General features: G+C 71.1%; 22 protein-coding genes and 2 pseudogenes. 12 read left to right on the top strand and 12 right to left on the bottom strand.

Translation table 11 applies throughout. From position 1 onward, the window contains the following. Positions 1-5 precede the first annotated feature (5 nt). Positions 6-1,232: an RNA polymerase sigma factor gene (locus ACZ4RZ_RS00890; RefSeq protein WP_467740738.1), complete on the top strand. Its 1,227-nt coding sequence runs from the start codon at positions 6-8 to the stop codon at positions 1,230-1,232. 242 nt (positions 1,233-1,474) lie between these two features. Here the strand turns inward: ACZ4RZ_RS00890 and ACZ4RZ_RS00885 are convergent, their stop codons facing one another. The 4 genes from ACZ4RZ_RS00885 to ACZ4RZ_RS00870 form a co-directional block, all read right to left on the bottom strand. Then, positions 1,475-2,302 (bottom strand): VOC family protein, encoded by an 828-nt coding sequence (locus ACZ4RZ_RS00885; protein WP_467740736.1) that lies wholly within the window; start codon positions 2,300-2,302, stop codon positions 1,475-1,477. Next, a complete protein-coding gene (locus ACZ4RZ_RS00880) occupies positions 2,299-3,171 on the bottom strand; it encodes an ATP-grasp domain-containing protein (protein WP_467740735.1) in 873 nt (290 codons plus the stop codon). Before ACZ4RZ_RS00880 ends, ACZ4RZ_RS00885 begins: the two co-directional genes overlap by 4 nt. A 224-nt stretch (positions 3,172-3,395) precedes the next feature. Beyond that, on the bottom strand, positions 3,396-3,812 hold the full coding sequence (locus tag ACZ4RZ_RS00875; RefSeq protein WP_467740734.1) for a VOC family protein: 417 nt from the start codon (positions 3,810-3,812) through the stop codon (positions 3,396-3,398). 78 nt (positions 3,813-3,890) lie between these two features. Further along, positions 3,891-4,316: a helix-turn-helix transcriptional regulator gene (locus ACZ4RZ_RS00870; protein ID WP_467740732.1), complete on the bottom strand. Its 426-nt coding sequence runs from the start codon at positions 4,314-4,316 to the stop codon at positions 3,891-3,893. 104 nt (positions 4,317-4,420) lie between these two features. Here ACZ4RZ_RS00870 and ACZ4RZ_RS00865 point away from each other — a divergent pair, with 104 nt between their 5' ends. After that, positions 4,421-7,615: an ATP-binding protein gene (locus ACZ4RZ_RS00865; RefSeq protein WP_467740731.1), complete on the top strand. Its 3,195-nt coding sequence runs from the start codon at positions 4,421-4,423 to the stop codon at positions 7,613-7,615. Positions 7,616-7,868: 253 nt separating this feature from the next. On the opposite strand, the gene sodN is transcribed toward ACZ4RZ_RS00865, so the two are convergent. Next, positions 7,869-8,264 carry a superoxide dismutase, Ni gene (gene sodN / locus ACZ4RZ_RS00860; RefSeq protein ID WP_004983535.1) on the bottom strand — a complete coding sequence of 132 codons (396 nt, stop codon included), beginning with the start codon at positions 8,262-8,264 and terminating at the stop codon, positions 7,869-7,871. Between the two features lie 145 nt (positions 8,265-8,409). On the opposite strand from sodN, the gene sodX reads away from it, so the two are divergent. Next, positions 8,410-8,844 (top strand): nickel-type superoxide dismutase maturation protease, encoded by a 435-nt coding sequence (sodX, locus tag ACZ4RZ_RS00855; protein ID WP_467741912.1) that lies wholly within the window; start codon positions 8,410-8,412, stop codon positions 8,842-8,844. Here the strand turns inward: sodX and ACZ4RZ_RS00850 are convergent. Continuing rightward, on the bottom strand, positions 8,748-9,377 hold the full coding sequence (locus tag ACZ4RZ_RS00850; protein WP_467740729.1) for a CGNR zinc finger domain-containing protein: 630 nt from the start codon (positions 9,375-9,377) through the stop codon (positions 8,748-8,750). The two genes, sodX and ACZ4RZ_RS00850, sit on opposite strands and share 97 nt — an antisense overlap. A gap of 101 nt (positions 9,378-9,478) precedes the next feature. On the opposite strand from ACZ4RZ_RS00850, the gene ACZ4RZ_RS00845 reads away from it, so the two are divergent. Together ACZ4RZ_RS00845 and ACZ4RZ_RS00840 are read left to right on the top strand one after the other, a co-directional pair. Next, positions 9,479-10,237 (top strand): class I SAM-dependent methyltransferase, encoded by a 759-nt coding sequence (locus ACZ4RZ_RS00845; RefSeq protein ID WP_467740727.1) that lies wholly within the window; start codon positions 9,479-9,481, stop codon positions 10,235-10,237. Positions 10,238-10,360: 123 nt separating this feature from the next. Continuing rightward, positions 10,361-10,767, top strand: a pseudogene (locus ACZ4RZ_RS00840) (SigE family RNA polymerase sigma factor); the annotation flags it as partial. Between the two features lie 450 nt (positions 10,768-11,217). On the opposite strand, the gene ACZ4RZ_RS00835 reads toward ACZ4RZ_RS00840, so the two are convergent. Genes ACZ4RZ_RS00835 through ACZ4RZ_RS00825 form a run of 3 tightly spaced genes read right to left on the bottom strand, consistent with a single transcriptional unit; the run spans position 11,218 to position 13,939 of the window. Further along, positions 11,218-11,970, bottom strand: coding sequence for an amino acid ABC transporter ATP-binding protein (locus ACZ4RZ_RS00835; RefSeq protein ID WP_467741910.1), 753 nt, complete (start codon positions 11,968-11,970; stop codon positions 11,218-11,220). A gap of 35 nt (positions 11,971-12,005) precedes the next feature. After that, positions 12,006-12,944, bottom strand: coding sequence for an amino acid ABC transporter permease (locus tag ACZ4RZ_RS00830; protein WP_467740725.1), 939 nt, complete (start codon positions 12,942-12,944; stop codon positions 12,006-12,008). Between the two features lie 38 nt (positions 12,945-12,982). Beyond that, positions 12,983-13,939, bottom strand: coding sequence for an ABC transporter substrate-binding protein (locus ACZ4RZ_RS00825; protein WP_467740723.1), 957 nt, complete (start codon positions 13,937-13,939; stop codon positions 12,983-12,985). A gap of 540 nt (positions 13,940-14,479) precedes the next feature. Here ACZ4RZ_RS00825 and ACZ4RZ_RS00820 point away from each other — a divergent pair. From ACZ4RZ_RS00820 to ACZ4RZ_RS00805, 4 genes and pseudogenes are all read left to right on the top strand, one after another. Beyond that, positions 14,480-15,703: an NAD(P)-dependent malic enzyme gene (locus ACZ4RZ_RS00820; RefSeq protein WP_467740721.1), complete on the top strand. Its 1,224-nt coding sequence runs from the start codon at positions 14,480-14,482 to the stop codon at positions 15,701-15,703. Between the two features lie 307 nt (positions 15,704-16,010). After that, a complete protein-coding gene (locus ACZ4RZ_RS00815) occupies positions 16,011-16,976 on the top strand; it encodes a zinc-binding dehydrogenase (protein WP_467740719.1) in 966 nt (321 codons plus the stop codon). A gap of 98 nt (positions 16,977-17,074) precedes the next feature. Then, positions 17,075-17,284 carry a helix-turn-helix domain-containing protein gene (locus tag ACZ4RZ_RS00810; RefSeq protein WP_121405930.1) on the top strand — a complete coding sequence of 70 codons (210 nt, stop codon included), beginning with the start codon at positions 17,075-17,077 and terminating at the stop codon, positions 17,282-17,284. Continuing rightward, positions 17,284-17,857, top strand: a pseudogene (locus tag ACZ4RZ_RS00805) (Clp protease N-terminal domain-containing protein). The gene ACZ4RZ_RS00810 and the pseudogene ACZ4RZ_RS00805 overlap by 1 nt, the downstream one beginning before the upstream one ends. Before the next feature lie 134 nt (positions 17,858-17,991). Here the strand turns inward: ACZ4RZ_RS00805 and ACZ4RZ_RS00800 are convergent. Beyond that, positions 17,992-19,074 carry a PadR family transcriptional regulator gene (locus ACZ4RZ_RS00800; RefSeq protein ID WP_467740717.1) on the bottom strand — a complete coding sequence of 361 codons (1,083 nt, stop codon included), beginning with the start codon at positions 19,072-19,074 and terminating at the stop codon, positions 17,992-17,994. Position 19,075: 1 nt separating this feature from the next. Beyond that, positions 19,076-19,999 carry a DUF4097 family beta strand repeat-containing protein gene (locus ACZ4RZ_RS00795; protein ID WP_467740715.1) on the bottom strand — a complete coding sequence of 308 codons (924 nt, stop codon included), beginning with the start codon at positions 19,997-19,999 and terminating at the stop codon, positions 19,076-19,078. A 164-nt stretch (positions 20,000-20,163) separates the two neighbouring features. On the opposite strand from ACZ4RZ_RS00795, the gene ACZ4RZ_RS00790 reads away from it, so the two are divergent. Continuing rightward, complete coding sequence (locus ACZ4RZ_RS00790; RefSeq protein WP_467740713.1) at positions 20,164-20,991, top strand: hypothetical protein; 828 nt, start codon at positions 20,164-20,166, stop codon at positions 20,989-20,991. Positions 20,992-21,186: 195 nt separating this feature from the next. Here the strand turns inward: ACZ4RZ_RS00790 and ACZ4RZ_RS00785 are convergent, their stop codons facing one another. Next, the gene (locus tag ACZ4RZ_RS00785; protein ID WP_005312030.1) at positions 21,187-21,369 is read right to left on the bottom strand and encodes a DUF6104 family protein; all 183 of its coding nucleotides are present in this window, start codon (positions 21,367-21,369) and stop codon (positions 21,187-21,189) included. Positions 21,370-21,521: 152 nt separating this feature from the next. On the opposite strand from ACZ4RZ_RS00785, the gene ACZ4RZ_RS00780 reads away from it, so the two are divergent. Next, a complete protein-coding gene (locus ACZ4RZ_RS00780; protein WP_467740711.1) occupies positions 21,522-22,073 on the top strand; it encodes a CU044_2847 family protein in 552 nt (183 codons plus the stop codon). Continuing rightward, on the top strand, positions 22,070-24,184 hold the full coding sequence (locus ACZ4RZ_RS00775) for a VMAP-C domain-containing protein (RefSeq protein ID WP_467740709.1): 2,115 nt from the start codon (positions 22,070-22,072) through the stop codon (positions 24,182-24,184). Before ACZ4RZ_RS00780 ends, ACZ4RZ_RS00775 begins: the two co-directional genes overlap by 4 nt. The last annotated feature ends 117 nt before the right edge of the window (positions 24,185-24,301 follow it).

Genomic DNA, 24,301 nt, shown 5'->3' with positions numbered 1-24,301 from the left:
CCGGCATGAGCATCGAGGTCGAGGATCTGCTGCGCCGGCACGCTCCGCAGGTCCTCGGCGCGCTCGTCCGCCGGTACGGGCATTTCGACGCCGCCGAGGACGCCGTACAGGAGGCGCTGCTCGCGGCGGCCGGGCAGTGGGTCGACATGGGCGTGCCCGACAATCCGCGCGGCTGGCTGATCAAGGTCGCCTCGCGACGGCTGACGGACGCGCTGCGCAGTGAGGAGGCGCGGCGGCTGCGGGAGGAGAAGGCGGTGGCGCTGACTCCCCGCGACGCCTTCACGGCGCCGCCGCCGGGGGTGGACCGGGCGCCGAGCGAGGACGACACGCTCTCGCTCCTCTTCCTCTGCTGCCACCCGGATCTGACCCCGCCCGCGCAGATCGCGCTCACCCTGCGGGCCGTCGGGGGTCTGACCACGGCGGAGATCGCCCGGGCGTACCTCGTGCCCGAGGCGACGACGGCCCAGCGGATCAGCAGGGCCAAGCAGCGGGTGAAGGGGGTGCGATTCGGGCGTCCGGATCAGTGGGAGGAGCGGCTGCCCGCCGTCCTGCACACCCTGTATCTGATCTTCAACGAGGGCTATACGGCGACGTCCGGAGCGGTGCTGAGGCGGGCCGAACTCGCGGGCGAGGCCATCCGGTTGACGCGTACGGTGCACCGGCTGCTGCCCGAGGACCACGAGGTGACGGGGCTGCTGGCGCTGATGCTGCTCACCGACGCCCGCCGCGCCGCCCGGACGGGACCGCACGGCGAGCTGGTGCCGCTCGACGAGCAGGACCGCGATCTGTGGGACAAGGCGGCGATCGAGGAGGGCGTGGCCCTGGTGACGCGGGCGCTGTCGTCGTCGCGGGGGCGGGCGGGGCCCTATCAGCTCCGGGCCGCCATCTCCGCGGTGCACGACGAGGCGCCGTCCCCGGAGGCGACGGACTGGCCCGAGATCCTCGGCCTGTACGACATGCTGGTCCGTAAGGTCCCGGGCCCCGTCGAGCGCCTCAACCGGGCGGTGGCGGTGGCCATGGTGCACGGGCCGCGGGCGGGCCTGGCCGAACTCGACGCGCTGGAGGACGAGTTGGCGGCAGGTCACCGGCTGGACGCGGTCCGCGGCCACCTGCTGGAACGCGCGGGCGACCCGGCAGCGGCCCGCGCCGCGTACGAGTCCGCGGCCCGCAAGACCCTCAGCCTTCCCGAACAACGCTATTTGCACGCGCGGTCCACCCGCCTCAAGCCGTAGCGTCTGCGGCATGGCCGAACCTCTTCTGCACCTCACCGAGTGCTCGTGGTACCAGGGCGGGGTGACGTCGGCGTGACGACAGCGGGCGGACGGCGCCGGGTGTGGCGGTGGGTGTTGGGGGTGTGGGTGGTGGCCGTGGGCGGTGGCCTCACGCTGTGGCTCCAGGACTCGGCGGAGCCGCAGCGACCCCGCGTCTGGGAGGAGAACAAGGACCACCGGGAGGTCCCGGCCCCGCTCCTTCGCTACGACGACCTGCCGTCGTCGTGCCCGCGCGTCGAGGACGGGGAGCACGGCGTCTGCGCGTACGCGACCCTTCGCTGGTGAAGGCTGCCCGTCCCGGGATCGCGGGGCGTCAGGCAGTAGGTGCCGCCGACCGGGTCCCGCATCACCGCCCAGTGGGCGCCGCGGTGGACCAGGGTGGCGCCAAGATCTTCGTGCCGGGCCCGCACCGCCTCGATGTCCGAGCAGGCGATGTCGAGGTGAGCGGAGGTGGGGCGGTCGCTGTCGAGGCGTTGCAGGAGGATGCGGAAGGGGAAGGTGGCGGGGGGCTTGACCAGGTGGAACTCCGGGAGCGCGCCGGGGTGTGAGTCCCAGCCGGTGAGCTCGCTCCAGAAGGTGATCTCGGTGTCGTACACGGAAGGTGCCAGGTCGACACACACCTGGTCGAGCCGGCTGGTCGCGCCGCTCGGTCCCTCGACGACGGGCGGCCGGGCGGACTCCCCGTGCCACGGCACTGCGCAGAACAACTGCCCGCCGGGGGAACGCAATACGGCCCATCCCTCGTGATCGGCGACGAGTGTCGCGTCCAGTCGCAGCGCCGACTCCACCAGCGCCGGTACGTCCTCGGCGGCGAGGTCGAGATGCGCGCCGCCGTCGCCCGACTCGACGCCCTGCGCCTTCACACACGCGTCGGCGCCCTCGTGCATCAGCGTGACGAACTCGTCCTGGTCGCCGCGGGGTTCCGACAGCCGTGTCCCCGTGACCGCGGTCCAGAAGTCGGTGGCCGGCCCGAACTCCTTCATGGGCCGGTCGACGAAGGCGTAGGTCCACCGGATCGGTTGTGCGGTCATCGGGGCGCTCCCTGTCGGACGGTCGGTACGGCTCGTACCGTCTCCCGCCCGATCAGCGCGCGCAACGAGGTTTTCATGCTCGCGACGAAGGCGTCCTGTGCGTCGGGGGCGAGGACGTCCAGGGACAGGTACGGGTTGAGGTCCTCCAGCTCGACGAGGAGCAGCTCGCCGCCGGGGGCCCGGCAGGCGTCCACGCGCTGGATCCCGTGCGCGATGTCGTTCCAGTCGACGAACCGCTGCGCGAACTCCAGGTCCTGCTCGGTCGGTTCGTACGGTTCCAGGGCCCAGCGCTGGTCAGGGCGGGGCGCGTACAGGGCGTACTGGAAGGCCTGGTCGACGAAGTAGAAGGACACCTCGTAGCGGAAGTCGATGCGCGGCTGGACGAGGACGTCGCCGTACGCCAGCTCGGGGAGCCGCTCGCGCGCCACGAACTCCAGCCCTATGGAGTCGGCCCCCAGCTTCGGCTTCACCACGTACGTGTCGACGTCGGGCAGCCGCCCCAGGTCCTGTGCGCGGTCGATGGTGGGGATGACCGGGTACCCGGCCGCGGTCAGCTCCAGCAGGTACGTCTTCCCCGCCATGTCCCCCTTCCCCGAGAGCTCGTTGTACACGCGCACACCGTCCGCGACCGCCCGCTCCCGGAACGCGTCGTACTCCGCCTGGTAGTTCAGCAATGGCCCGCTGTTCCGCACGACCACGACGTCGAAGCCGTCCATCAACCCGGCCGCGTCCAGCGGATGACACACGGCGATGTCGAACTCCTCGCGCAGCCGCGAGGTGAGAAGGATGTCCTCGTCGCAGTAACGGCGCCCCTTGGCCGGATAGGCCAGGTCGCTGACGTACAGGACACGGGGGCGGGCGGACGGCACGGATGACTCCTCGGACGTTCGTCAGACATTCCACTCCACGGGCAGACCGCACCCGCAGAAGACACAGACGTAGTCTCCCTCCCGCACGATTCCGACCTCCCGGCACCCCGTGCAGCGCCGGAAGACCACTTCGTGGGTGAAGGCCGACGGGTGGTCCAGCCCCGCTCGCCTCCCGGGGCAGGCCAGCGAAGAGGTCGGCGGGGCCGACGTAGCCCTAGTCCGGGTCAGGCATCGGTGCGTTCGGTGAAGCGGAGGACGTTGCCCGCCGGGTCGCGGAAGGCGCAGTCGCGGAGGCCGTAGGGCTGGTCCATGGGTTCCTGGAGGACTTCGGCGCCGGAGGCGTGGACGCGTTCGTAGAGGGCGTCGCAGTCGGCGGTGGAGAAGATGACACCGCGCAGCACGCCCTTGGCCAGCAGCTCGGCCATGGCCTGTTTGTCCGCCGGGGAGGTGCTCGGGTCCGCCGCGGGGGGCTCCAGGACGATCTCCACGTCGGGCTGGAGCGGCGAGCCGACCGTCACCCAGCGCATCCCCTCGAACCCGACGTCGTTGCGGACCTCCAGGCCCAGCACGTCCCGGTAGAAGGCGAGCGCCTTGTCGTGGTCGTCCACGGCGATGAAGCATTGCGAGAGTTTCAGGTCCATACGCCTCACGCTAGGGCCTGCCGCCCCGATCTGCCGTCCAGATCCCGAGGCCTGCCGGCCCGGACCGCGGCACGGACGCTAGAGGCGCGAGCCCGGTTCCGCCTCCGGGTTCGGGTGGCGGGCCGGGCGGGTCAGGCGCCGGGTCACGCAGGACGGGATGGGGGCGCCGTGATCGTGCGGGCGGGCCCGGTACGCGCTCGGGGTCTCGCCGACCAGCTCCGTGAAGCGGGAGCTGAAGGAGCCGAGCGAGGTGCAGCCCACGGCGAAGCACACCTCCGTGACCGTCATGTCGCCGCGGCGCAGCAGGGCCTTGGCGCGCTCGATCCTGCGGGTCATGAGATAGGTGTACGGCGTCTCGCCGAAGGCCGCGCGAAAGCTCCGCTGGAAGTGGCCAGGAGACATCAGCGCGGTGCGCGCGAGCGTGTCCATGTCCAGCGGCTCCGCGAACTCACGGTCCATCCGGTCGCGGGCCCGGCGCAGCCGGACCAAGTCCTCGACAGTCACCGCACCAGGATGACATCCGGCGCTGACACGATGGCCCGGAGCGCCGATACCGAGGGGTCCCACGTCCCGGACACCCCGGCACCCGCGCTCGCTAACCTACTCGAATGACCGCCGAGCTGACCTTCCTCTCGCGGGTGTCCCATCGCGGCCGGGAGGTCGCCGGACCCCGGCTGCGTGGCCTGCTCGCCCTGCTCGCGGACGATCTGCGCACCGGGTGCAGCACGGCCCGGCTGGTCGACGGGCTGTGGCCCGAGGAGCAGCCGGAGAATCCGACGAAAGCCCTGCAGGTCCTCGTCTCACGGGCCCGTTCCCAGCTCGGTGCCGAGCTGATCGCCGGCACCGCCACGGGCTACCGCCTCACGCTGGACGAGGCACAGGTGGACAGCTCCGCCGTCCTGCTCGCCGCGGCCGCGAGCTCCCGGGCGGCCCGGGACGCCGACCACACCGCCGCGCTGTCGCACGCCGAGGCGGGGCTCGCGCTGTGGGACGGCAGCGCCGACGACCTGGCGGCCGACCCGGTCTCCGCGCTGCGCGCGGCGCGCGTCCCGGCGTACACGACCCTGGTGCGCGCCCGCGCGCTCGCCCTGGCCCGGCTCGGCCGCGGCGCCGAGGCGGTCGACGCGCTCACCGGCCTCGTACGGGAGCACCCCCGCGACGAGGAGGTCCTCGCGGAGCTGCTGCGCTGCGAAGCCGCCACGCTCGGCCCCGCCGCCGCTCTCGCCCGCTACGCCACCTACCGCCGCACCCTGCGCGACGACCTCGGCACCGACCCGGGCCCCGGACTGCGCGCCGTGCATCAGCAGCTGCTGCGCGACGACGCCCCGGCCGTCCGCCGCGGCGTCCCGCACGAGCCGAACCCGCTGCTCGGCCGCGCCGACGACATCGCGGCGGTCACGGATCTGCTGCGCACCTCCCGGGTCACCTCGATCGTCGGCGCGGGCGGCCTCGGCAAGACCCGCCTCGCGCACGCGGTGAGCCGCGCGGCCGAGCAGAAGTCCGTGCACTTCGTGGCGCTCGCCGGTGTCACCTCCGACGCCGACGTGGCCGACGAGGTCGCCTCCGCGCTCGGCGTCGCCGCAGGACCCGGCGGCCACCCCGGCGTCCCGACCGACGTGCTCACCGGCATGGCCGGCGCCCTCGGCCCCGGCGCCCTGCTGGTCCTGGACAACTGCGAGCACGTCGTGCGCGGCGCCGCCGACCTCGTACAGGCCCTCGTGTCCGCCACCCGCGACCTGCGCGTCCTCACCACCAGCCGGGCCCCCCTCGGCCTCTCCTCCGAATCGGTGTACCTGCTCCCGGAGTTGAGCCTGGCGACCACCGTCGAGCTGTTCGGGCAGCGGGCACGGGCCGCGCGGCCCGGCGTCGATCTGCCCGCGGCCACGGTCGAGGAACTCTGCCGCCACCTGGACGGTCTGCCGCTGGCGACGGAGCTGGCGGCGGCCCGCGTCCGCGTCATGTCGGTCGGCGAGATAGCCCGCCGCCTGGACGACCGCTTCGCCCTGCTCAAGGGCGGCGCGCGCGACGCGCCGGAGCGGCACCGCACCCTGCTCGCCGTCGTCGACTGGAGCTGGAACCTGCTCGACGCCGAGGGGCGCGCGGCACTGCGCGCGCTGTCGGTCCTCCCGGACGACTTCACGGCGCGGGCGGCACAGCATCTGCTGGGCGACGACGCCATGGACGTACTCGATGTCCTCGAACATCTCGTCGACCAGTCGCTCCTCAAGGTCACGGACACCGCATCGGGCGTCCGCTTCCGCATGCTGGAGACCGTACGGGAGTTCAGCGCCGCCCGTCGGGACGCGGAGGGGGAGACGGACCGGGTGACCGGCCGACTCCTGGCGTGGGCGCGGGACTTCGGGCGGGACCATCACGAGGCGGTCCTCGAGGTCGAGTCGGTCGCCGCTCTGCACCGGTTCCGCGCCGAGCAGGACAACCTCGTCCACGCGCTGCGGCTCGCGCAGGCCCGCGCCGACGGGCCCACGGTCGCGGCGGTCGCCGCGGTGCTCTCGGGCATGTGGAACCTGGAGTCCAACTACACGCGCGTGGTCACACTGATCGAGGAGATCGGCCCGCTCCTGGCGCGTCTGCGGCCCGGGCCGGAGGATGTGGAGGTCACGCGGACCGCGGCCGTGCTGTTCACCGCGAACCTGTTCCTGCTGCACGGGCCGCGGACCCCTGCTCTGCGCTCCCTGGCCACCCTGCGCAGGCTGCCGCCGGCTCCGCCGGACACCCTCGTGCGGGCCGCGGCGACGGTGCTGGGCGCCCTGCCGCGGGCGCACTCCGAGCTGCCGGCCCTGTGCGACAGCGCCCAACCGCTGGTGGCCGCGGTCGCGAACTCCGCCGTGAGCTTCGTGGCGGAAAACGAGAACGACCCGGAGCGGGCCCTCGCGGCGGCCCGGCGGTCGCTGGCCGCGCTCGACGGGCGGGGCAGCCCGTGGATGCTGACCCAGGCCCACGGCCGGATCGGCGAACTCTGCCTCCAGCTGGAGCGGAGCGAGGAGGCCCGGCGTCACATCCTGGTGGCGCTGCGGCTCCAGGAACAGCTGCTGGGCCCCTGGTCCGACACGATGGGAGTCCGCTGGGCCCTGGTGCTGGTCCACCTCCAGCTCGGCGCCTTCGACGAGGCCGAGCACTGGCTGGAGCAGACGGCGCTGAACCAGGCGGACGACCCGTTCGGCACGCTGATGTACGGCCACGGGGTGCGGGCGGAGATCCTGCTCGCGCGCGGGCGGACCGAGGAGGGCCTGCGCACCTGGCGGCGGGCCGCCGAGCCGGGTCCCGGCCCCGAAGGGCCGCTCTTCCAGGCCGATCCGTCCGGCGTGGAGGCGTGGAACCTGGAGGCCCACGCCGTCGCCGTGATCGCCCACGCCCAGCACGGCCGTCTCGACCTGGTGGAGCCGCTGGTACGTGAACTGCCCGACAGACTCCGGGTGTTGCTGGTCACTCCGACCGTCACACAGCCCGCGTACGTCGTCGACCTGCCGGTGTGCGGCACCTACCTGCTGGCGCTCGCCATGGTCGAACTGGAGCGGGGCGCGGGCGAACAGGCGGCACGGCTCCTCGCCCTCGCCGAGCGCTTCCGCTGCCTGCGCGGCTTCCAGCCGACGATGTCCTCCGCCCGCCTCGGGGAGGCGGCCGAACGCGCCGACCGGGCGGCGTACGACGACGCGGTGTCGGCGTATGCCGCCCTGAGGGGCGAGGAGTTGCGGGGTGCGGCGCTGGAGCTGTTGCGGGACCGCGCCACCAGCGGGCCGGCGGGTCAGCGGGTGCGGTCGTACGCCGAGCGCGCCCAGAAGTAGCCGAGGACGGTGAGCCCGACGCGCCAGGCGACGGCGAGGGCGGCGCTGTCGCCGATCTCGGTGCTCACCAGCAGCCCGCGCAGCGGCCGAGGCGACCTCCGGGGCGATCTCGGTCGCGGCGCGGCGTGGAACCCGACCCCTGAGGAACACCGAAGGGGCCCGGCCGAGGGTTCGGCCGAGCCCCTTCAAAAGACTCGCTGACCTGCGAGGGTGCACCGCTCGCCGGTCAAGGCGAACCGTAACCGGCCCTGGGTCAGGCCTTCTTGGTCTCCCAGAAGATCTTGTCGATCTGGGCGATGTAGTCCAGCGCCTTCTGGCCGGTCGCCGGGTCCGTGGACGCCTTGGCGGCCGAGAGGGCCTTCAGGGTGTCGTTGACCAGCTGGTGCAGCTCCGGGTACTTCTCGAAGTGCGGGGGCTTGAAGTAGTCGCTCCAGAGCACCGACACGTGGTGCTTGGCGAGCTCGGCGCGCTGCTCCTTGATGACGGTGGCGCGAGCCTGGAAGTGCGGGTCGTCGTTGCCGGCCATCTTTTCCTGGACGGCCTTCACCGACTCCGCCTCGATGCGGGCCTGGGCCGGGTCGTACACACCGCAGGGCAGGTCGCAGTGCGCGCTGACCTTGACCTTGGGGGCAAACAGGCGGGAGAGCATTGAGCTGTCCTTCCTCGTGATCGTCTTCTCAGGTGGGACATTACTCCGTGGGAGACGGGTTTTCGCGAGTGCCCCCATGGGCTTAGGACAAAAGTCCAGGGTGAAACTGGGACTGGTGGAGGATAGGACCGGGGAGGTGCCGGTGATGCCGGAGCTGTCGCAGGAGACCGAGCGTGGGAGGGCCGTGCTGCCGTTCGGGGCGGCCGAGGTGACGGGACCGTCCATGGTTCCCACGCTTCAGCACGGGGATCGGCTCGTCGTGCAGTGGGGGGCGCGGGTCAGGCCCGGTGACGTCGTCGTCCTGCGTCATCCGTTCCAGCAGGATCTGCTGGTCGTCAAGCGAATCGCGGAGCGCCGGGAGGGGGGCTGGTGGGTGCTCGGGGACAATGCGTTCGCCGGGGGCGACAGCACTGATTACGGGACCGTTCCCGAGGAACTCGTCCTCGGGAAGGTGCGGTTCCGGTATCGGCCCCTGAAAGGTGATCAGCGGTCGCCGGTCGCCGTCGCCCGGTGGGTGGTGGGGGCCGCCAGGCCCGTGCTGTCCGACCGGTCCGCCTCCAGGCGCTTGCGGGCGCGGTAGGCCGCCACGTTGGCGCGGGTCGCGCAGCGGTCCGAGCAGTAGCGCCGGGAGCGGTTGGTCGAGGTGTCCAGGTAGGCGTTGCGGCAGGGGGACGCCTCGCACAGGCCGAGGCGGTCGACGCCGTACTCCGTCAAGTGGAAGGCCAGGCCCATCGCCGCGATGGCCGCGTAACCCGCCGTCGCGTTCGACGGGTGCTCCGCCAGGTGCATGTGCCACAGGGGGCGCCCGTCGTCGTCCCGGTAGTCGTGGCCGGCGATCTGTGGGCTCACCGGGAACTCCAGGAGGAGCGAGTTCAGCAGGTCCACGGCGAGGGTTTCGTTGCCGCCGTCGGCCGCTTCGAAGACCGCGCGCAGCCGGGCCCGTACGGAGCGGAAGCGGGTGACGTCCGCGTCCGTGGTGCGGCGGGCCGCCGAAGAGTTGCCTTCGAAGAGGTCGCGGACGGCCTCGACCGAGGTCAGGGAGTCCTTGCCCCGGGCCGGCTCCTCGCTGTTGACGAGACGGACGGCGTAATCCGAGTAATAGGCCAGTTCCACTTGTAGTCCTTACGAAGGCGCTCTATCGTCGTGGCTGCGGTCAGGTAACAGATGATCGTGCTTCCAGGGTATTACGTGGGCGAGCGAAGTAAGGGGCTTCCATGACCGTCAGTACCGGAACCGACTGGCGCGCCTGGCAGGAGAGCTGGGACCGGCAGCAGGAGTGGTACATGCCGGACCGCGAGGAGCGCTTCCGGGTGATGCTCGACATGGTCGAGGCCCTGGTCGGCCCTGAGCCGCGCGTCCTCGACCTCGCCTGCGGCACCGGCACCATCACGGCCCGGCTGCTCGCCCGCTTCCCCGGCGCCACCGGCACCGGCGTCGATCTCGACCCCGCGCTGCTCACCATCGCCGAGGGCACCTTCGAGGGCGACGACCGGGTCTCCTTCGTCACGGCCGACCTCAAGGACCCGCGGTGGCCCACTCTGCTGCCGTACGACTCGTACGACGCCGTCCTGACTGCCACGGCCCTGCACTGGCTGCACAGCGAACCTCTCGCGGCCCTCTACGGTCAGGTCGCGGAACTCGTCCGCGACGGCGGTGTCTTCATGAATGCCGACCACATGATCGACGAGACGACGCCCAGGATCAACGCGGCCGAGCGTGCGCAGCGGCACGCCCATATGGATCAGGCCAAGAAGAACGGCGCCCTCGACTGGGCCGAATGGTGGGAGCTGGCCGCGAAGGACCCCGTCCTCGCCGCGCCCACCGCCCGCCGCTTCGAGATCTACGGCGAGCACGCCGACGGCGACACGCCGTCCGCCGCCTGGCACGCGCGCGTGCTGCGCGAGAAGGGCTTCGGAGAGGCCAGGCCGGTGTGGTGCTCGCCCTCGGACACGCTTCTCCTCGCACTCAAGTAACCTCGAGGGCGCGGCGATCGAGGCGGTACGGAAAATCCGTACCGCCTCTTCTGTGTCCTGTGGGACCCCCACCGCACTGGAAGGGTGAGACGGTCCGCGACCCGGGCCGGGGAAGGGGGCGGGATAACGCGCGGCGAGGAAGCCGCTCCGCACGTCTTCGTGGAGGGCAGACGCATAGCGCTGTTTCGGTGGGGGTGCCCCCTGCTCGAGCGAAGCCGAGAGCTTGGGGGAGCCCATCTGCTGTGCGGCAACCGCGACGAGGCAGAGGGTCTCGTGCAGACGCCCCTGGTGAAGATCGTCCTCGGCGCGCGCCGGCACGGACGCCTCGACAACCTCGAGGCCCATGCGCGCAACGCAAGGTGCTGGTCAACACCGTCATCTCCGCCCGCCGCCGGTTCCGGCGGCGCGAGCAGGCATACGGCGAAGTGCCGGACGTGTCGGGGCAGTTGGTCGACTGCGACACCGGACTCATGGTGCGGGCAGCTCTCGCGCGGCTCGCGCCCAAGCAGCGTGCCGGGCTGGTTGGGAGGACCGAGTCCGGCCGGCGCGCCCACCGCGGGCGAGTTCACCACCAAGGCGGTCCGGTTGGCGAAGACGGGCGGCAAGGGGTTCGAGGACCCGTGCAGGGACGCCCCCGAGGACGGGCGAGTGGGCTGCACCACCCAGAAGCTGCCCGTCGGCAGCCTCCTGGATATCTGGCAGTGGGGCGAGCCCTGGCCCGGCTCCCATCCGTATCCGACCTTGGAGCTCCTCACAAGAAGCCAGCCGTTGCACAACCGGCCGCGCCCGCACACCCGAAGATCATTTGCGGGACAGCCCTTGCTCGAGGGGGCAGTTCACGACCTTCGTGCGGATGAAGGTCCTCCACACTGAGGGCAACCTCTCGCCGCGCAGCCCCCGGCTGAACCTGAGGTGATCCGGAAAGACGGATGCCGCCCACCCCTTCGCGGGCGGGCGGCATCCGGCCGTCGGGAAACCCCTCAGAGCACCTTGGACAGGAACGACTTCGTCCGCTCGTGCTGCGGGTCTGTCAGTACGTCACGGGGGTGGCCCTTCTCGACCACCACACCGCCGTCCATGAAGACCAGCGAGTCGCCCACCTCGCGGGCGAAGCCCATCTCGTGCGTGACGACGATCATCGTCATGCCGGACTCGGCGAGGTCGCGCATGACGTCGAGGACGTCACCGACCAGCTCCGGGTCGAGCGCCGAGGTCGGCTCGTCGAAGAGCATCAGCTTCGGGTCCATCGCCAGCGCACGGGCGATGGCGACGCGCTGCTGCTGGCCGCCGGAGAGCTGCGAAGGGTAGTTCTTCGCCTTGTCGGCAAGACCCACGCGCTCCAGGAGCTGGCCCGCGCGTTCCCGGGCCTGGGCCTTGCTGACGTTCTTGACCTGGACCGGCGCCTCCATGACGTTCTCGAGCGCCGTCATGTGCGGGAACAGGTTGAAGCGCTGGAAGACCATGCCGATGTCCCGGCGCTTCATCGCGACCTCGCGGTCCCGCAGCTCGTACAGCTTGTCGCCGTGCTGCCGGTAGCCGACCAGCTCACCGTCGACGGACAGGCGGCCGGCGTTGATCTTCTCAAGGTGGTTGATGCACCTGAGGAAGGTCGACTTGCCGGAGCCGGAGGGGCCGATGAGACAGAAGACCTCGCCGGACTTCACCTCCAGGTCGATGCCCTTGAGGACCTCGACGGGGCCGAAGGACTTGTGGACGCCCTCGGACTTGACCATCGCCGTGGCGGAGTCCGCCTTGGTCACGTTGGCGGTCATGCATTGCCTCCCCTCGGACGGCCCAGCGACAGCATGTTGGCCTTGATCTTCTGGAACGGAGTGGCCGGGAGACTACGGCTACTACCCCGAGCGTAGTACCGCTCCAGGTAGTACTGGCCGACGCTGAACACCGAGGTCAGCAGCAGGTACCAGGCGGCGGCGAGGAAGAGCATCTCCGCCGGGGCGCCGGACGTCTGGCCGATGTCCTGCGCGACACGGAACAGCTCGGAGTACTGAATCACGGCGACCAGGGAGGTCGTCTTCAGCATGTTGATGACTTCGTTGCCCGTGGGCGGCACGATCACGCGCATCGCCTGCGGGATCACGATCCGGCGCAGGGTCTTGCTGTGGCTCATGCCCAGCGCGTGGCTGGCCTCGGTCTGGCCCTCGTCGACCGAGAGGAGACCGGCCCGGCAGATCTCGGCCATGTACGCGGCCTCGTTCAGACCCAGACCCAGGAGCGCCGTCAGCAGCGGCGTCATGAAGCTGGACCAGTAGTCCTTGTAGATCGGACCGAGGTTGATGTACGTGAAGACCAGGCCCAGGTTGAACCAGACCACCAGCTGCACGAGGACGGGCGTGCCGCGGAAGAACCAGATGTAGAACCACGCGATGGACGAGGTCACCGGGTTCTTCGACAGCCGCATGACGGCGAGGAGCACGCCGCCGACGACGCCGATCAGCATCGACAGGACCGTCAGCAGCAGCGTCTTGAGCACGCCGTTGATGATGCGGTCGTCGAAGAAGTAGTCGGGGATCGCACCCCAGTTGATCTTGCCTTGGGAGAACGCGTAGACCACGGCGACCAGGAGCGCGATCGCGATGACCGCGGAGACATACCGCCCGTAGTGCCGGACAGGGATGGCCTTGATGGCTTCCGGTCCGGCCGGGGGAGTGTCCTCCGGGCCCGTCGTCTTGTCGATGTCAACAGTCACGGGTGTTGTTGCCTTTCAGTGCCCGCTCGGTTCCGCGGTCACTTGCCGCCGTTGACCGTGGCCGTCTTGACGGCACCGGCCTCGACGCCCCACTTCGAGATGACCTTGTCGTATTCGCCGTTCTTGATGACGGCGTCCAGCGCGGCCTGGAGGGCGTCCCGCAGCTGGGTGCTGGACTTGGCGACCGCGATGCCGTACGGCGCCGCCTCGACCTGCTCGCCGACGAGCTCGAAGTCCTTGCCGCCGCCCGAGGTCTTCACCGCGTACGCGGCGACCGGGAAGTCCGAGGAGCCGGCGTCGGCGCCACCGCCGCGCAGCCGGGTCTGGGCCTGCTGGTCGTTGTCGTAGGACTCAATGGTGATCTTCTTGCCGCCGGTGCACTTCTTGGACTCGGACTTGGCGAGGTCCTCGGAGACCGTGCCGCGCTGCACCACGATCTTCTTGCCGCACAGGTCGGCCCAGGTCTTGATGTTCTGGGTCTTGCCCTTGGGGGTGTAGATCGAGACACCGGCGGTGAAGTAGTCGACGAAGTCGACGCCCTCGCCGACCTTCTTGCCGGTGTCGGAGTCGATGCCTTCCTGGCGGTCCTTGGTGTCCGTCATCGCGGACATCGCGATGTCGTACCGCTTGGAGCGCAGGCCCGTGATCAGGGTGTCGAAGGTGCCGTTCTGGAACTCGAACTTCACTCCGAGCTGCTTGCCCATCGCGTCCGCCAGGTCGGGGTCGATGCCGACCGTCTTGCCGGAGCTGTCCTTGAACTCGACCGGCGCGTACGCGATGTCCGAGCCGACCTTGATGACGCCCGCGTCTCGGATCGCCTTGGGCAGTTTGTCGGCCAGCGGCGCGGAGCTCGTGCTTGCGGTCGAGCTGCCCGAGTTGTCCTTCGTCTGGTCACCGCAGCCGGTGAGGATCAGGGCGCCTGCGACCGCGATCGCGCCGACCGCTGCTGTCCGGGACTTCGCGGCGGTGGTACGACGGGTGGAGCGTGCGGTCATGTTGGGTTCCTCCGGCGGATGAGGGAGTAGCCGATAGGTCGACGAGAACACACACCTTCGAGTGTCGCGACCTCGTGTGATGACGGCATCCTGCCATTCGGACGGCGCCATTCAGGGGACTCGCTATGTCAAAATCGGATAACGGGTGACCCCCGAGCCGCTACGGGCCGGTACATCAAGGCCGGACCTTGTGCGGGAATCCCTCCTTCCGGCCGGAAGATCTTCGGCGCATCTCAGGATGCGGGCGGCCGCTACTCCGCGCTTGCGGCGACATGAGGGCAAGTCGCGGACTTGTCCACATATTCGGTTATGAGTCATGTCACCGGCGTGTGACCTTCGCGTTATGGACTCGTCGTCGGCACCGTCCGTCCGGTAAGAAGGTTCTTTACACCCCTCATCCGGGGCTCAGGGCGCGTGTGCGGCGCGCCCGTCGCGCAAAGCCCGTACGCAACCACGGCGGCTGGGCTTGCGCGGTGCCCGCCCACCCCTCAACCAGGAGTGGTCACCCTCAACCAATAAAGACTTAAGGGGTAAAACAAAGTGGCAGCGGAGATCGTCAATCCTCGCAGCGACAGCAGTACGGATCAGGAAGGCGGGGCCGAGCCCCTCGATTCCTTCGACCCGGCATTCGCGCTGCATCGCGGCGGCAAGATGGCCGTGCAGGCCACCGTGCCCGTCCGTGACAAGGACGACCTGTCCCTGGCGTACACGCCCGGCGTCGCGAAGGTGTGCAGCGCGATCGCCGAGCAGCCCGAGCTCGTCCACGACTACACGTGGAAGTCGTCCGTCGTCGCTGTGGTGACGGACGGGACGGCGGTGCTCGGACTCGGCGACATCGGCCCGGAGGCCTCGCTCCCCGTCATGGAGGGCAAGGCGATTCTGTTCAAGCAGTTCGGCGGCGTGGACGCGGTGCCGATCGCGCTCGACTGCACGGGCGTCGACGAGATCGTCGAGACCGTGGCCCGGCTGGCGCCGTCCTTCGGTGGTGTCAACCTGGAGGACATCTCGGCGCCGCGGTGCTTCGAGATCGAGCGCAAGCTCCAGGAGCGGCTGGACATTCCCGTCTTCCATGACGACCAGCACGGGACCGCGGTCGTGACGCTGGCGGCGCTTCGCAACGCCGCGAAGCTGACCGGGCGGTCGCTGGGCGACCTGCGCGCGGTTATCTCCGGCGCGGGTGCGGCCGGGGTCGCCATCGCCAAGTTCCTGCTGGAGGCGGGGCTCGGGGATGTCGCTGTCACGGACCGCAAGGGCATCGTGTCCAAGGACCGGGACGACCTGACGGACGTCAAGCGTGAGCTCGCGGAGATCACCAACAAGGCCGGTCTGACGGGGTCGCTGGAGACCGCGCTCGCGGGCGCCGACGTCTTCATCGGCGTCTCCGGCGGTACGGTGCCGGAGCCGGCGGTGGCGTCGATGGCGGAGGGGGCCTTCGTCTTCGCGATGGCCAACCCGAACCCCGAGGTGCACCCCGACATCGCCCACAAGTACGCGGCCGTCGTCGCGACCGGGCGGTCCGACTTCCCGAACCAGATCAACAACGTGCTGGCGTTCCCCGGGATCTTCGCGGGGGCGCTGCAGGTGCGGGCGTCCCGGATCACCGAGGGGATGAAGATCGCGGCGGCCGATGCGTTGGCCGCGGTCGTCGGGGACGATCTTGCGGCGGACTATGTGATTCCCTCGCCCTTTGATGAGCGGGTGGCTCCGGCGGTGACTGCGGCGGTGGCCGCGGCTGCTCGGGCCGAGGGGGTTGCTCGCCGCTGACGCGGTGTGCGTGATGGCCCCGCCGGGTTTCCCGGCGGGGCCATTTTTTGCGTGGGGGGCGTCCGGGTGGGTGGTTTTCGCCCCCTCCGCCCCGACCAGCCTTTCGGCTGGGGTGGGTGGGGGTTGTTCGCGCAGTTCCCCGCGCCCCAGAAGGTGCGCGGGGAACTGCGCAGTCTCCAGGGGACGGGTGGGGGCGGAGGGGGCGAAGGACATTCCTCGGCCTCACCCCAGGGCCCGGGGGCGGCGGGACGCGTGTCACAGGGGGACATGGTTCCCCCGGCCGGGGGCGGAGCCTATCGTCAAGGTCATGTTCGCTGCCTATGCCGCCCGAATCGACCGTGACCAGCCGCTGAACGGCCTGGAGTTGGGGGAGCGCCCGACCCCCGAGAAGAGGCCGGGCTGGACGACCGTGAACGTACGCGCCGCCTCGCTCAACCACCACGACCTGTGGTCCCTCCGCGGAGTCGGCCTGGCCGAGGACAAGCTCCCGATGATCCTCGGCTGCGACGCCGCCGGCATCGACGAGGACGGCAACGAGGTGGTGCTGCACTCCGTCATCGGCCAGACCGGCCACGGGGTCGGACCCAAGGAGCCCCGGTCCATTCTCACCGAGCGCTACCAGGGCACCTTCGCCGAGCAGGTCTCCGTACCGACGTGGAACATCCTTCCCAAGCCCAAGGAGCTGTCCTTCGAAGAGGCCGCCTGTCTGCCCACGGCCTGGCTGACGGCGTACCGGATGCTGTTCACCAACGCCGGGGTGCGGCCCGGTGACTCCGTCCTCGTGCAGGGCGCGGGCGGCGGCGTGGCCACCGCCGCGATCGTGCTGGGGAAGGCCGCCGGGCTTCGGATGTTCGCCACCAGCCGCGACGAGGCCAAGCGGAAGCGGGCCGTCGAGCTGGGGGCCGTGGAGGCGCTCGAGTCCGGGGCGCGGCTGCCGCAGCGGGTCGACGCCGTCATCGAGACGGTGGGTGCCGCCACTTGGTCGCACTCCATCAAGTCGCTGCGGCCCGGTGGCACGTTGGTCATCTCCGGGGCGACCAGCGGCGACCGGCCCTCGCACGCCGAACTGACCCGGGTCTTCTTCCTGGAGCTGAAGATCGTCGGCTCCACGATGGGTACCAAGGACGAGCTGGAGGACCTGCTGTCCTTCTGTGCCGCCACCGGCGTCCGCCCCGTCATCGACGAGGTGCTGCCGCTCGACCGGGCCCGCGAAGGGTTCGAACGACTGGAGGCGGGCGATCAGTTCGGGAAGATCGTGCTGACGAACTCCTAGCAGGTTTCTCTGCCGACAACGGCCGGTCCGGTTTCCGGGCCGGCCGTCGTCTGTCAATCGTGGTTGACAGGTGGGTGCTGTCAACGTAGGTTGACATCATGACCGAAGCAACGGATCTTGCCGAGCGCGCGGGTGATCGCGATCCGCGGGTCGGGCTGCGGGCTGTCTCCGCGCTGCGGAGGCTGCTGGAGCAGTTGGAAGCGGTGCAGGTGCGCAGTGCGCGCAATCAGGGCTGGTCGTGGCAGGAGATCGCCGCGGAACTCGGAGTGAGCAGGCAGGCCGTGCACAAGAAGTACGGGAGGCAGTGATGTTCGAGCGGTTCACCAAGGATGCGCGTGCTGTCGTCGAGGGGGCGGTGCTCCAGGCCGAGCGGGCGGGGGCCGAGACGGTGGAGGCGGAGCACATGCTGTTCGCCCTCCTCGATCGGGAGGGGAGCCGGGGATCGTTCGCCCTGGCGTCGCTCGGGCTGGCCGGTCGGCGGGACTCGGTGGAGCGGGACCTCGCCGAGGCGCGGCGTCGCGGTGGTCTCTCCCGTGCCGATGCGGACGCCCTCTCCGGGCTGGGCATCGACCTGTCGGAGATCGTCTCCCGGGTCGAAGAGGCGCACGGGGAAGGGGCATTGGGGTCGGCGAAGGGGGGTGGGGGGCGGTCGCTGGGCCCGGCGGCGGCCCTTCGCCCAGGGGGCGAAGGATGCGCTGACGCAGTCCCTGCGGATCGCTCTCGCTCGGCGTGAGCGGCACATCGGTGACGAGCATCTGCTCATGGCGCTCACCGTGCGGCCCGGGGTTCTGGCGGAGGTGCTTGCCGATCACGGGGTTACGTACGAGGCGGTGACGCGGGTCCTGTACGGCGGCGGGGGTGGGGTGGCCGAGGCGGGGTGAAGGTGCGCGGGTGGGGTGGGGCTTGGGGGTGTTTTTCGCCCCCTCCGCCCCTACCCGTCCCGTACCTGGGGGGCTGCCGCCCCCCGGGACCCCCGCTTCGGCCTTGACGGCCTCGTCCTCAGACGCCGGACGGGCTAAACGCGCTTGCGCAGCGCCGCTCCGATATGTGCCGCCGCCGTCGACAAGTGGCGGCGGGTCTCGCGTAGTTGGTCCTCCGTCACGCCGTGGTCGCGGGCCGCGTCGCGGATGTCGTCGCGGAAGCGGTCCAGGAGGCGGTCGAGGTCGCGGGCGGGGTTGCCGGTGGAGTCCTCGTGGGCCCAGGAGGGTTCGTAGTCGGCGGGGAAGTCCTCGGGGGTGACCGTGTACTCCGGTTCCGTGGTCGAACCGGCCTTCGTGTCCGTGCGGCCGAAGCCGAAGTCCTTGCCGAGGTCCTTGCCCAGGTCCTTTCCGAAGTTCTTGCCGAAGTCGCCGAATTCCTTGGCCAGTTCGGTCAGTCCTTCGCGTACGCCGGTCGGCCAGTCGCCCCGCGCGAAGTGGTCCTGGACCTGCTCCTGGACGTGCTTGGCCATCCGCTGCATCTCCTCCTGGGCCTGGGCGCGGGCTCGCTCCTGGGCCTCCTTGGCCTGGCGGCGGGCACGCTGGGCCTCGTCGCGGGCGCGGCGGCTCTCGTCCTTCGCGCGGCGGGCCTGTTCCTTCCACTCCTGCCGGACGCGTCGCATCTCCTCCTTCGCGGCCCGCCACGACTCCTTGTCCTGGTAGTCGCCGATGCCCCCGAACTCACCCGGCTCCGCGTCGTGTTCCTTGGCCCCGGCGCCGCCCTTGGAGCCCCGCCGGGCCTCGGTGGCGGCCGCTCGCATCTCGCGGCGCAGATCGCCCGCCGCGCCCCGTACGTCGGCCCGGATCTCGGCTGCGAGCTCCGCCACGGACTCGCGGATCTCCAGCTCCAGATCGGCCAGTTCGCCACTGCGGTCGGCCAGTTCGGCGCGGCCCGCGTCCGTGATCGCGTACACCTTCCGGCCGCCCTCGGTGGTGTGCGTGACGAGCCCCTCGGCCTCCAGCTTCGCCAGCCGGGGGTAGACGGTGCCCGCCGAGGGCGCGTACAGGCCCTGGAAGCGCTCCTCCAGGAGCCGGATCACTTCGTACCCGTGGCGCGGCGCCTCGTCCAGCAGCTTCAGGAGGTAGAGGCGAAGGCGGCCATGAGCGAAGACGGGGGGCATCTCAGAGCACCTTCTTGTCGGTCGGGCCGTGGGGCGAGGTGTTCGTCGAGTCGTCGATCGGGCTGTCGGCCGGGGCCGCGTCCTGGGGTGCCGGATCGTCGTCGTACGGCCCGTCCTCCGTCGGTGGCCTGCGGAGCAGTGCGATGGAGCCGGAGGCGGTCATCGCTTTCAGCCTGCCATTGCCCGCGCCCAGCCGGCCGGTGATCTTCTTGGCGCCCCACTGCCCGCTGACCCGGAGGTCCTCGAAGGCGCTGGAGACGGTGCCGCTGGCAGTGTTCGCCTCGACCTCCGCGTCCGCCGGATGCGGGAGCCGGATGGCGATCTCGCCCGAGACATTGGTGAGCTGGACGTCGGTCGGGGTGCCCGTGGCGTCGAGGTCCACGATCATCGAGCCGCTCACCGAGTCGGCCCGTACGGAGGAGCCCGAGCCCTCGACGACGGTCAGGTCGCCGGAGACGGAGTTGAAGCGGAGGTCACCGGTGACGGCCTGGGCCTCCAGGCTTCCGGACACCGTGTCCACGCGTACGGGACCCGCGATGCGGACGAGTGTCGTGTCGCCCGTGACGCCCTTGACCTCCACGCGCGCGTCCACCCCGGAGACCACGGCGGCGGCGCCGACCACGCCGACCTCGACCCGGGTGCCGGTGGGGACGGCCAGGGAGACCACCACATTGCGTCGCCAGCCCTTGCGGTCGAGCCACTTGAGGAAGCCCTTCCAGGGCAGGTCCTCGTACGCCACGGTGAGGGTGCCGTCCTTCTGGGTCACCTGGAGCGGCGGGCCCTCCAGCTCGGACACCTCGAGCCGGGCGGAACCCTCGTCGGTGCCCACGACGTTGACAGTTCCATTGACGACGCGCACGTGCAGCGCCGTCACGGGGTCGTCGAAGGTGAGCTTCCTCGGCTCTGCGACGGACCACTCGGACATGGTGCAGACCTCCTCGACCGGACCGGACCCCCGTCGAGTCCGGACTCGACGCGCCATATCGCGTCTTCCGTCATTCACGATATATCGCGGATGCGGAAAGTCAAGACACCCGTTCTGGGGATCACGGGCGCGATGAAGGGGGTGAAACGGCCTAAAGTGGGGCCATGTCGACTCTGCCCGTCGAGTCCTCGGCCACGGCCCCCGGCGCCCTGCTCCTGTGCCGGGCGCACCCCGAGTCCGTCGGCCCCGCCGCCCAGCTGCTGCGCGAGCGGATGCTGCTCACCGGGGCCGGTCCCGAGTGGAGCGTGCTGGTTCCCGAGGGCAAGCCCTGGCAGCACGGCGCGGAACCCGTCGACCGCGTGCTCGCCGGCTGGGCCGCGGCCCTCGCCGTCGGCGCCTCCTGGCCGGTACTGGCCCTGTGGTGGGACGCCGACCACAGTGGCTGCACTCTCGCCTCGGGCTTCCGTCGCACCGTCGGCTACGAATGGCTGGCGAACGGCACCCCGGTCGGCGAGGACGAGGCGATGCGCACCTTGGCCGCGCGGCTCGGTCTCGATCCGGTGCTGGACATGCAGTCCCTGGAGCAGTTGACGAAGCCCGACCCCGGCGCGGACGCCCGCACGCGCGTGCGCACTCTGCTCGCCGTCCTCACGCGCGCGGGGATGGTGCTTCCGGCCGGGATCAGCCCGGGTGAACCGACCGACCGGCTCCGCGAGGTGGCCCGGATCCAGCCCGGCGCCGAGCAGATCGAGTGGACGGGGTGGCGCGCCGCCGTGCGCGCGGAACTCGACGTGCTGGAAGGCGGCAGCCTGGGGTCCTGGTCCCGCGGCTCGAAGGCCCATGCCCTCGCCACGGCCGAGCTGGCCGCCGGGCTCCCGCTCACCGTCTGGGGCGTACGGCGCCGCAGTGCCGGCTGGATCGCCGCAGGCGCCCTCCTGATGATCCACGGCGCCCTGGGCCTGGCATACGGCCACCTGCGCGCCTTCGACTGACGCCCGCGAGCACGAGCCCCGCGGGGTGAGCCGACGAGCACGAAGCCCCCAGGGTGACGCCCCAGGGATGACGCCCCACGCGTACGACGCCCCAAGGGATGACGCCCCACGCGTACGACGCCCCAAGGGATGACGCCCCACGCGTACGACGCCCCAAAGGATGATGCCCACGAGTACGCAGCCCCGAGGGGTGCCCTACTCCTCGTCGTCCTCGTCGTCCAGTCGCGCCAGCCACGTCGCCAGCCGCTCCACCGGCACCTCGAAGTCCGGGTTGAGGTCGACGAACGTCCGCAGCTGCTCGGCGAGCCACTCGAAGGTGACCTCTTCCTCGCCCCGCCGCTTCTCAAGTTCCTCGATGCCACGGTCGGTGAAGTACATGGATGGTGCTCCGTCGGTGAAAGTGAAGTGGAACGCTGGGAAAAGGATAGGTGGGGCGCGCTGCGCGCGGAGGTCCTCTGTCGTGGCCGCCCCGCTGCGGCTAGCCTGCAAGGTCGGCGGTACCACGGGGGCGTGGGGGAACGGGGGATGCCATGGGTGAAGCAGTGACCCGGATCGCACGGATCGAGATGCCGGACGGGACGCCGGTCTGGGCCCGGATCTCGGGGGCCGAGCAGCTGGAGGAACCGTCCGGCGGGCTGTCATACACGGACACGGGGTTCGGCGACCGGGTGGAGGCGCAGGTCGAGAGCCTGCAGTCGGTGATCACCAGCGTCGCGCGTTCGCTGGCCGCGCCCCTGCGGGCGGTACGGCCCGACGAGGTCAGCGTCGAGTTCGGGATCGAGCTGACGGCCAAGGCAGGCAAGGTGGTCGGCCTCCTCGCGGACGGCGAGGCCAAGGCCGGCATCACGGTGACGCTCACCTGGAACGGCGGCCCACCGGACCTCGAAGCCACCGACGTGAGCGCGCGGCCCGGCACCACCGACCCCCACACGCACCCGGCCGTCACCGGCGGCAACGCGCAGCCGGGCTCAACCGGCCGAAACGCACAGGCGAACCCGCCGGCCGACCCGCACGCGGGCGCGTCCCCCGGCGCCCCGGCGCACGGCGGCCCCGGTGACGCCTCCGTCGGGGGCGGGACATGACGGACGGGCACGCCCCGGGCGCACCGGGCGGCCCCGGGAACGCGCACCGTGCGCTGCGTGACCTCGTCACGGCGGCGACGGTGCGCATCCATCGCGCGGGGGCCGGGTATGCCCTGGACGAGCCCGGCACGTTCCTCGGGAGTGGCTTCTTCGTCGCTCCGAACTGGGTTCTGACCTGCGCGCATGTGGCTCGGAGCGGGGAGGGGGGCGAGGTGACCGTGGTCTATGAGACGGGGCCGGGCCGCGGTACGTCGGCCGTCGCGGGCGAAGTGGCGACGGCACTCCCGCAGCATGCCGAGGGTGTCGTGCGCGGCAGTTGGCCGGCCCCCGACCTCGCGCTCGTCCGGCTGCGTGAGCCCGTCGACCACGGCTGCGTCTATGTCACCGAGCGCCCGGTGGCGTACTACGAAGAGGCGAAGGTCCTCTACTCGGGATGGTCTGTCGTCGGCGGTGAGCTGCGCCGGCTGAACGGGACCTGCACGGTGCAGGGCACCCTCGGCGGCTGGTCCGAGGACGAGCAGATCCGGCTGGGCGGCGACGTGCTGCCGCCCGGCGTCTCGGGAGGGCCGGTCGTCGATCCCGTACGCGGTGAGGTCGTCGGCGTCCTGAAGTCGCAGGCGGACCGGGGGCTCGGCGGTACCTGCACGGGGGTGGAGCAGTTACGGTCCCTGCCGGTGCCGACGGGTGAGGTGCGGGGCGAGCACGAGGATCTGTACCAGGCCGTCTTCCACGCCCACGATCGCTATCACCGCGACCGGCAGCGCCATCCCGATTACGACGGCAACACCTGGGTCGACGTGCAGGACCAGCTCGGCGCGCGGCCCGGCCGCGCCTTCAGCCCGTTCGAGCGGACCCGGTTGCTCGGCAGGCTCGCCGATCTGCCGCCTCCGGCCAGTACCGGCGAGCTGTTCGGCATCCTCGAGTCCCTGCTGGGCGGCCATGCGGGGATCCCGCACCCGGCGCCGCGCGCCTGGCGCGACGGTCTCGGGGCGCTGTACGAGAGCTCGCGCCAGGACGGCGCGCTGGATCTGGTCATCGACTATGTGGTGCGGGTCATGACCGCCGAGCGCCCCTTCGTCACCGCCGATACCGAGAGCGCGGAGCGGGCCTTGTGGGAGTGGGCGTGGCGGGCCGCGGAGGGCCTTGGTGTCAGGTACCGCCGCCGGCTCGCGCAGCAGCCGACCGAGGGTCTCCGGTCTTCGCCGAACCGTGCGGAGCATGAGGCGGAGGCACAGAGGGCGCGCGCCCTGTCGCATGTCGCCGATGGTGCGCCCCATCTCTACGCGCTGCTCGAACTGGAGCAGCGGGGCTGGGAACCGGACCGTTGCGACTGGCGGGTCTCCGTGGGCCGTCCGGACGGGGAGGTGGTGCGGCTGGGCGAGGCAGAGCGCATTCCGCTGACCGAACTCACCGGCAGCCTCGCGGCGCCCCTGGCGGAAGCCTTCCGGCACTGCGACCAGCCCTGGCGGCCCGCGGTTCTCCAGGTGGCGCTGCCCCATCAGCTGCTCGGACTGGACGTCGACGCCTGGCGGTTCGCGCCGGACGCGCTACCGCTCGGCGCCCAACGGCCGGTCGTCGTGCGCTGCGCCGACCGGGAGCAGCTGCCGGACGAGGGCGACTTTGTCGACCGGCAGCTGTCCGCCGACGAGGAGCAGTACGAGCGCGAGGCCCGTTGGCGGCGCATCCACGCGTACGGCGCGAAGGCCGAAGTCCTGGACTGCGAGGACGGGCGACGGGTACCCGTACCGCCCGCGGAGTCGCTGCGCGGGCTGCCCCACACCACGGTCCCGGTGCTGTGCCGATACGGCGACCATCGCTTCGAGGACGACCCGGTGGCGCTGTTGCGGATCGTGCACGGCGGCTACGGCGTCGCGCTGTGGCGGCGCCGGCCGGACCAACCGGACGCCGTCTGCGGAGAGTTCCACCGGCGCGTGGGTGACACCATCGCGGAAGCGGGCAGCGCCGGGCGCCTTCCCGAAGTCGTCCACGCGCTGCGGGTGGGGCTGCGCGCGGGTTTGCGGGAGACCTACTGGGCCGACGGCATCGCCCTGTTCTACGACGATCCGAGCCGGCCGCTGCCCGGCGCCGGCGACCTGTTGGAGGCGCCATGACCGTGGGACGCGGCGCTCTGCCGTACCGGGCGCCCGCGAAATCGAACTGGGCCTTTACGGCGCCGAATTGGGCCGTTACGAGCCCGTACCGGGCCCTTTCGAGGCCCCCCGTGGGTC

Source organism: Streptomyces sp. NPDC027189 (genome assembly GCF_055566975.1).
The sequence above is the reverse complement of the archived record's forward strand: the minus strand, read 5'-3'. Positions and strand labels throughout refer to the sequence as shown.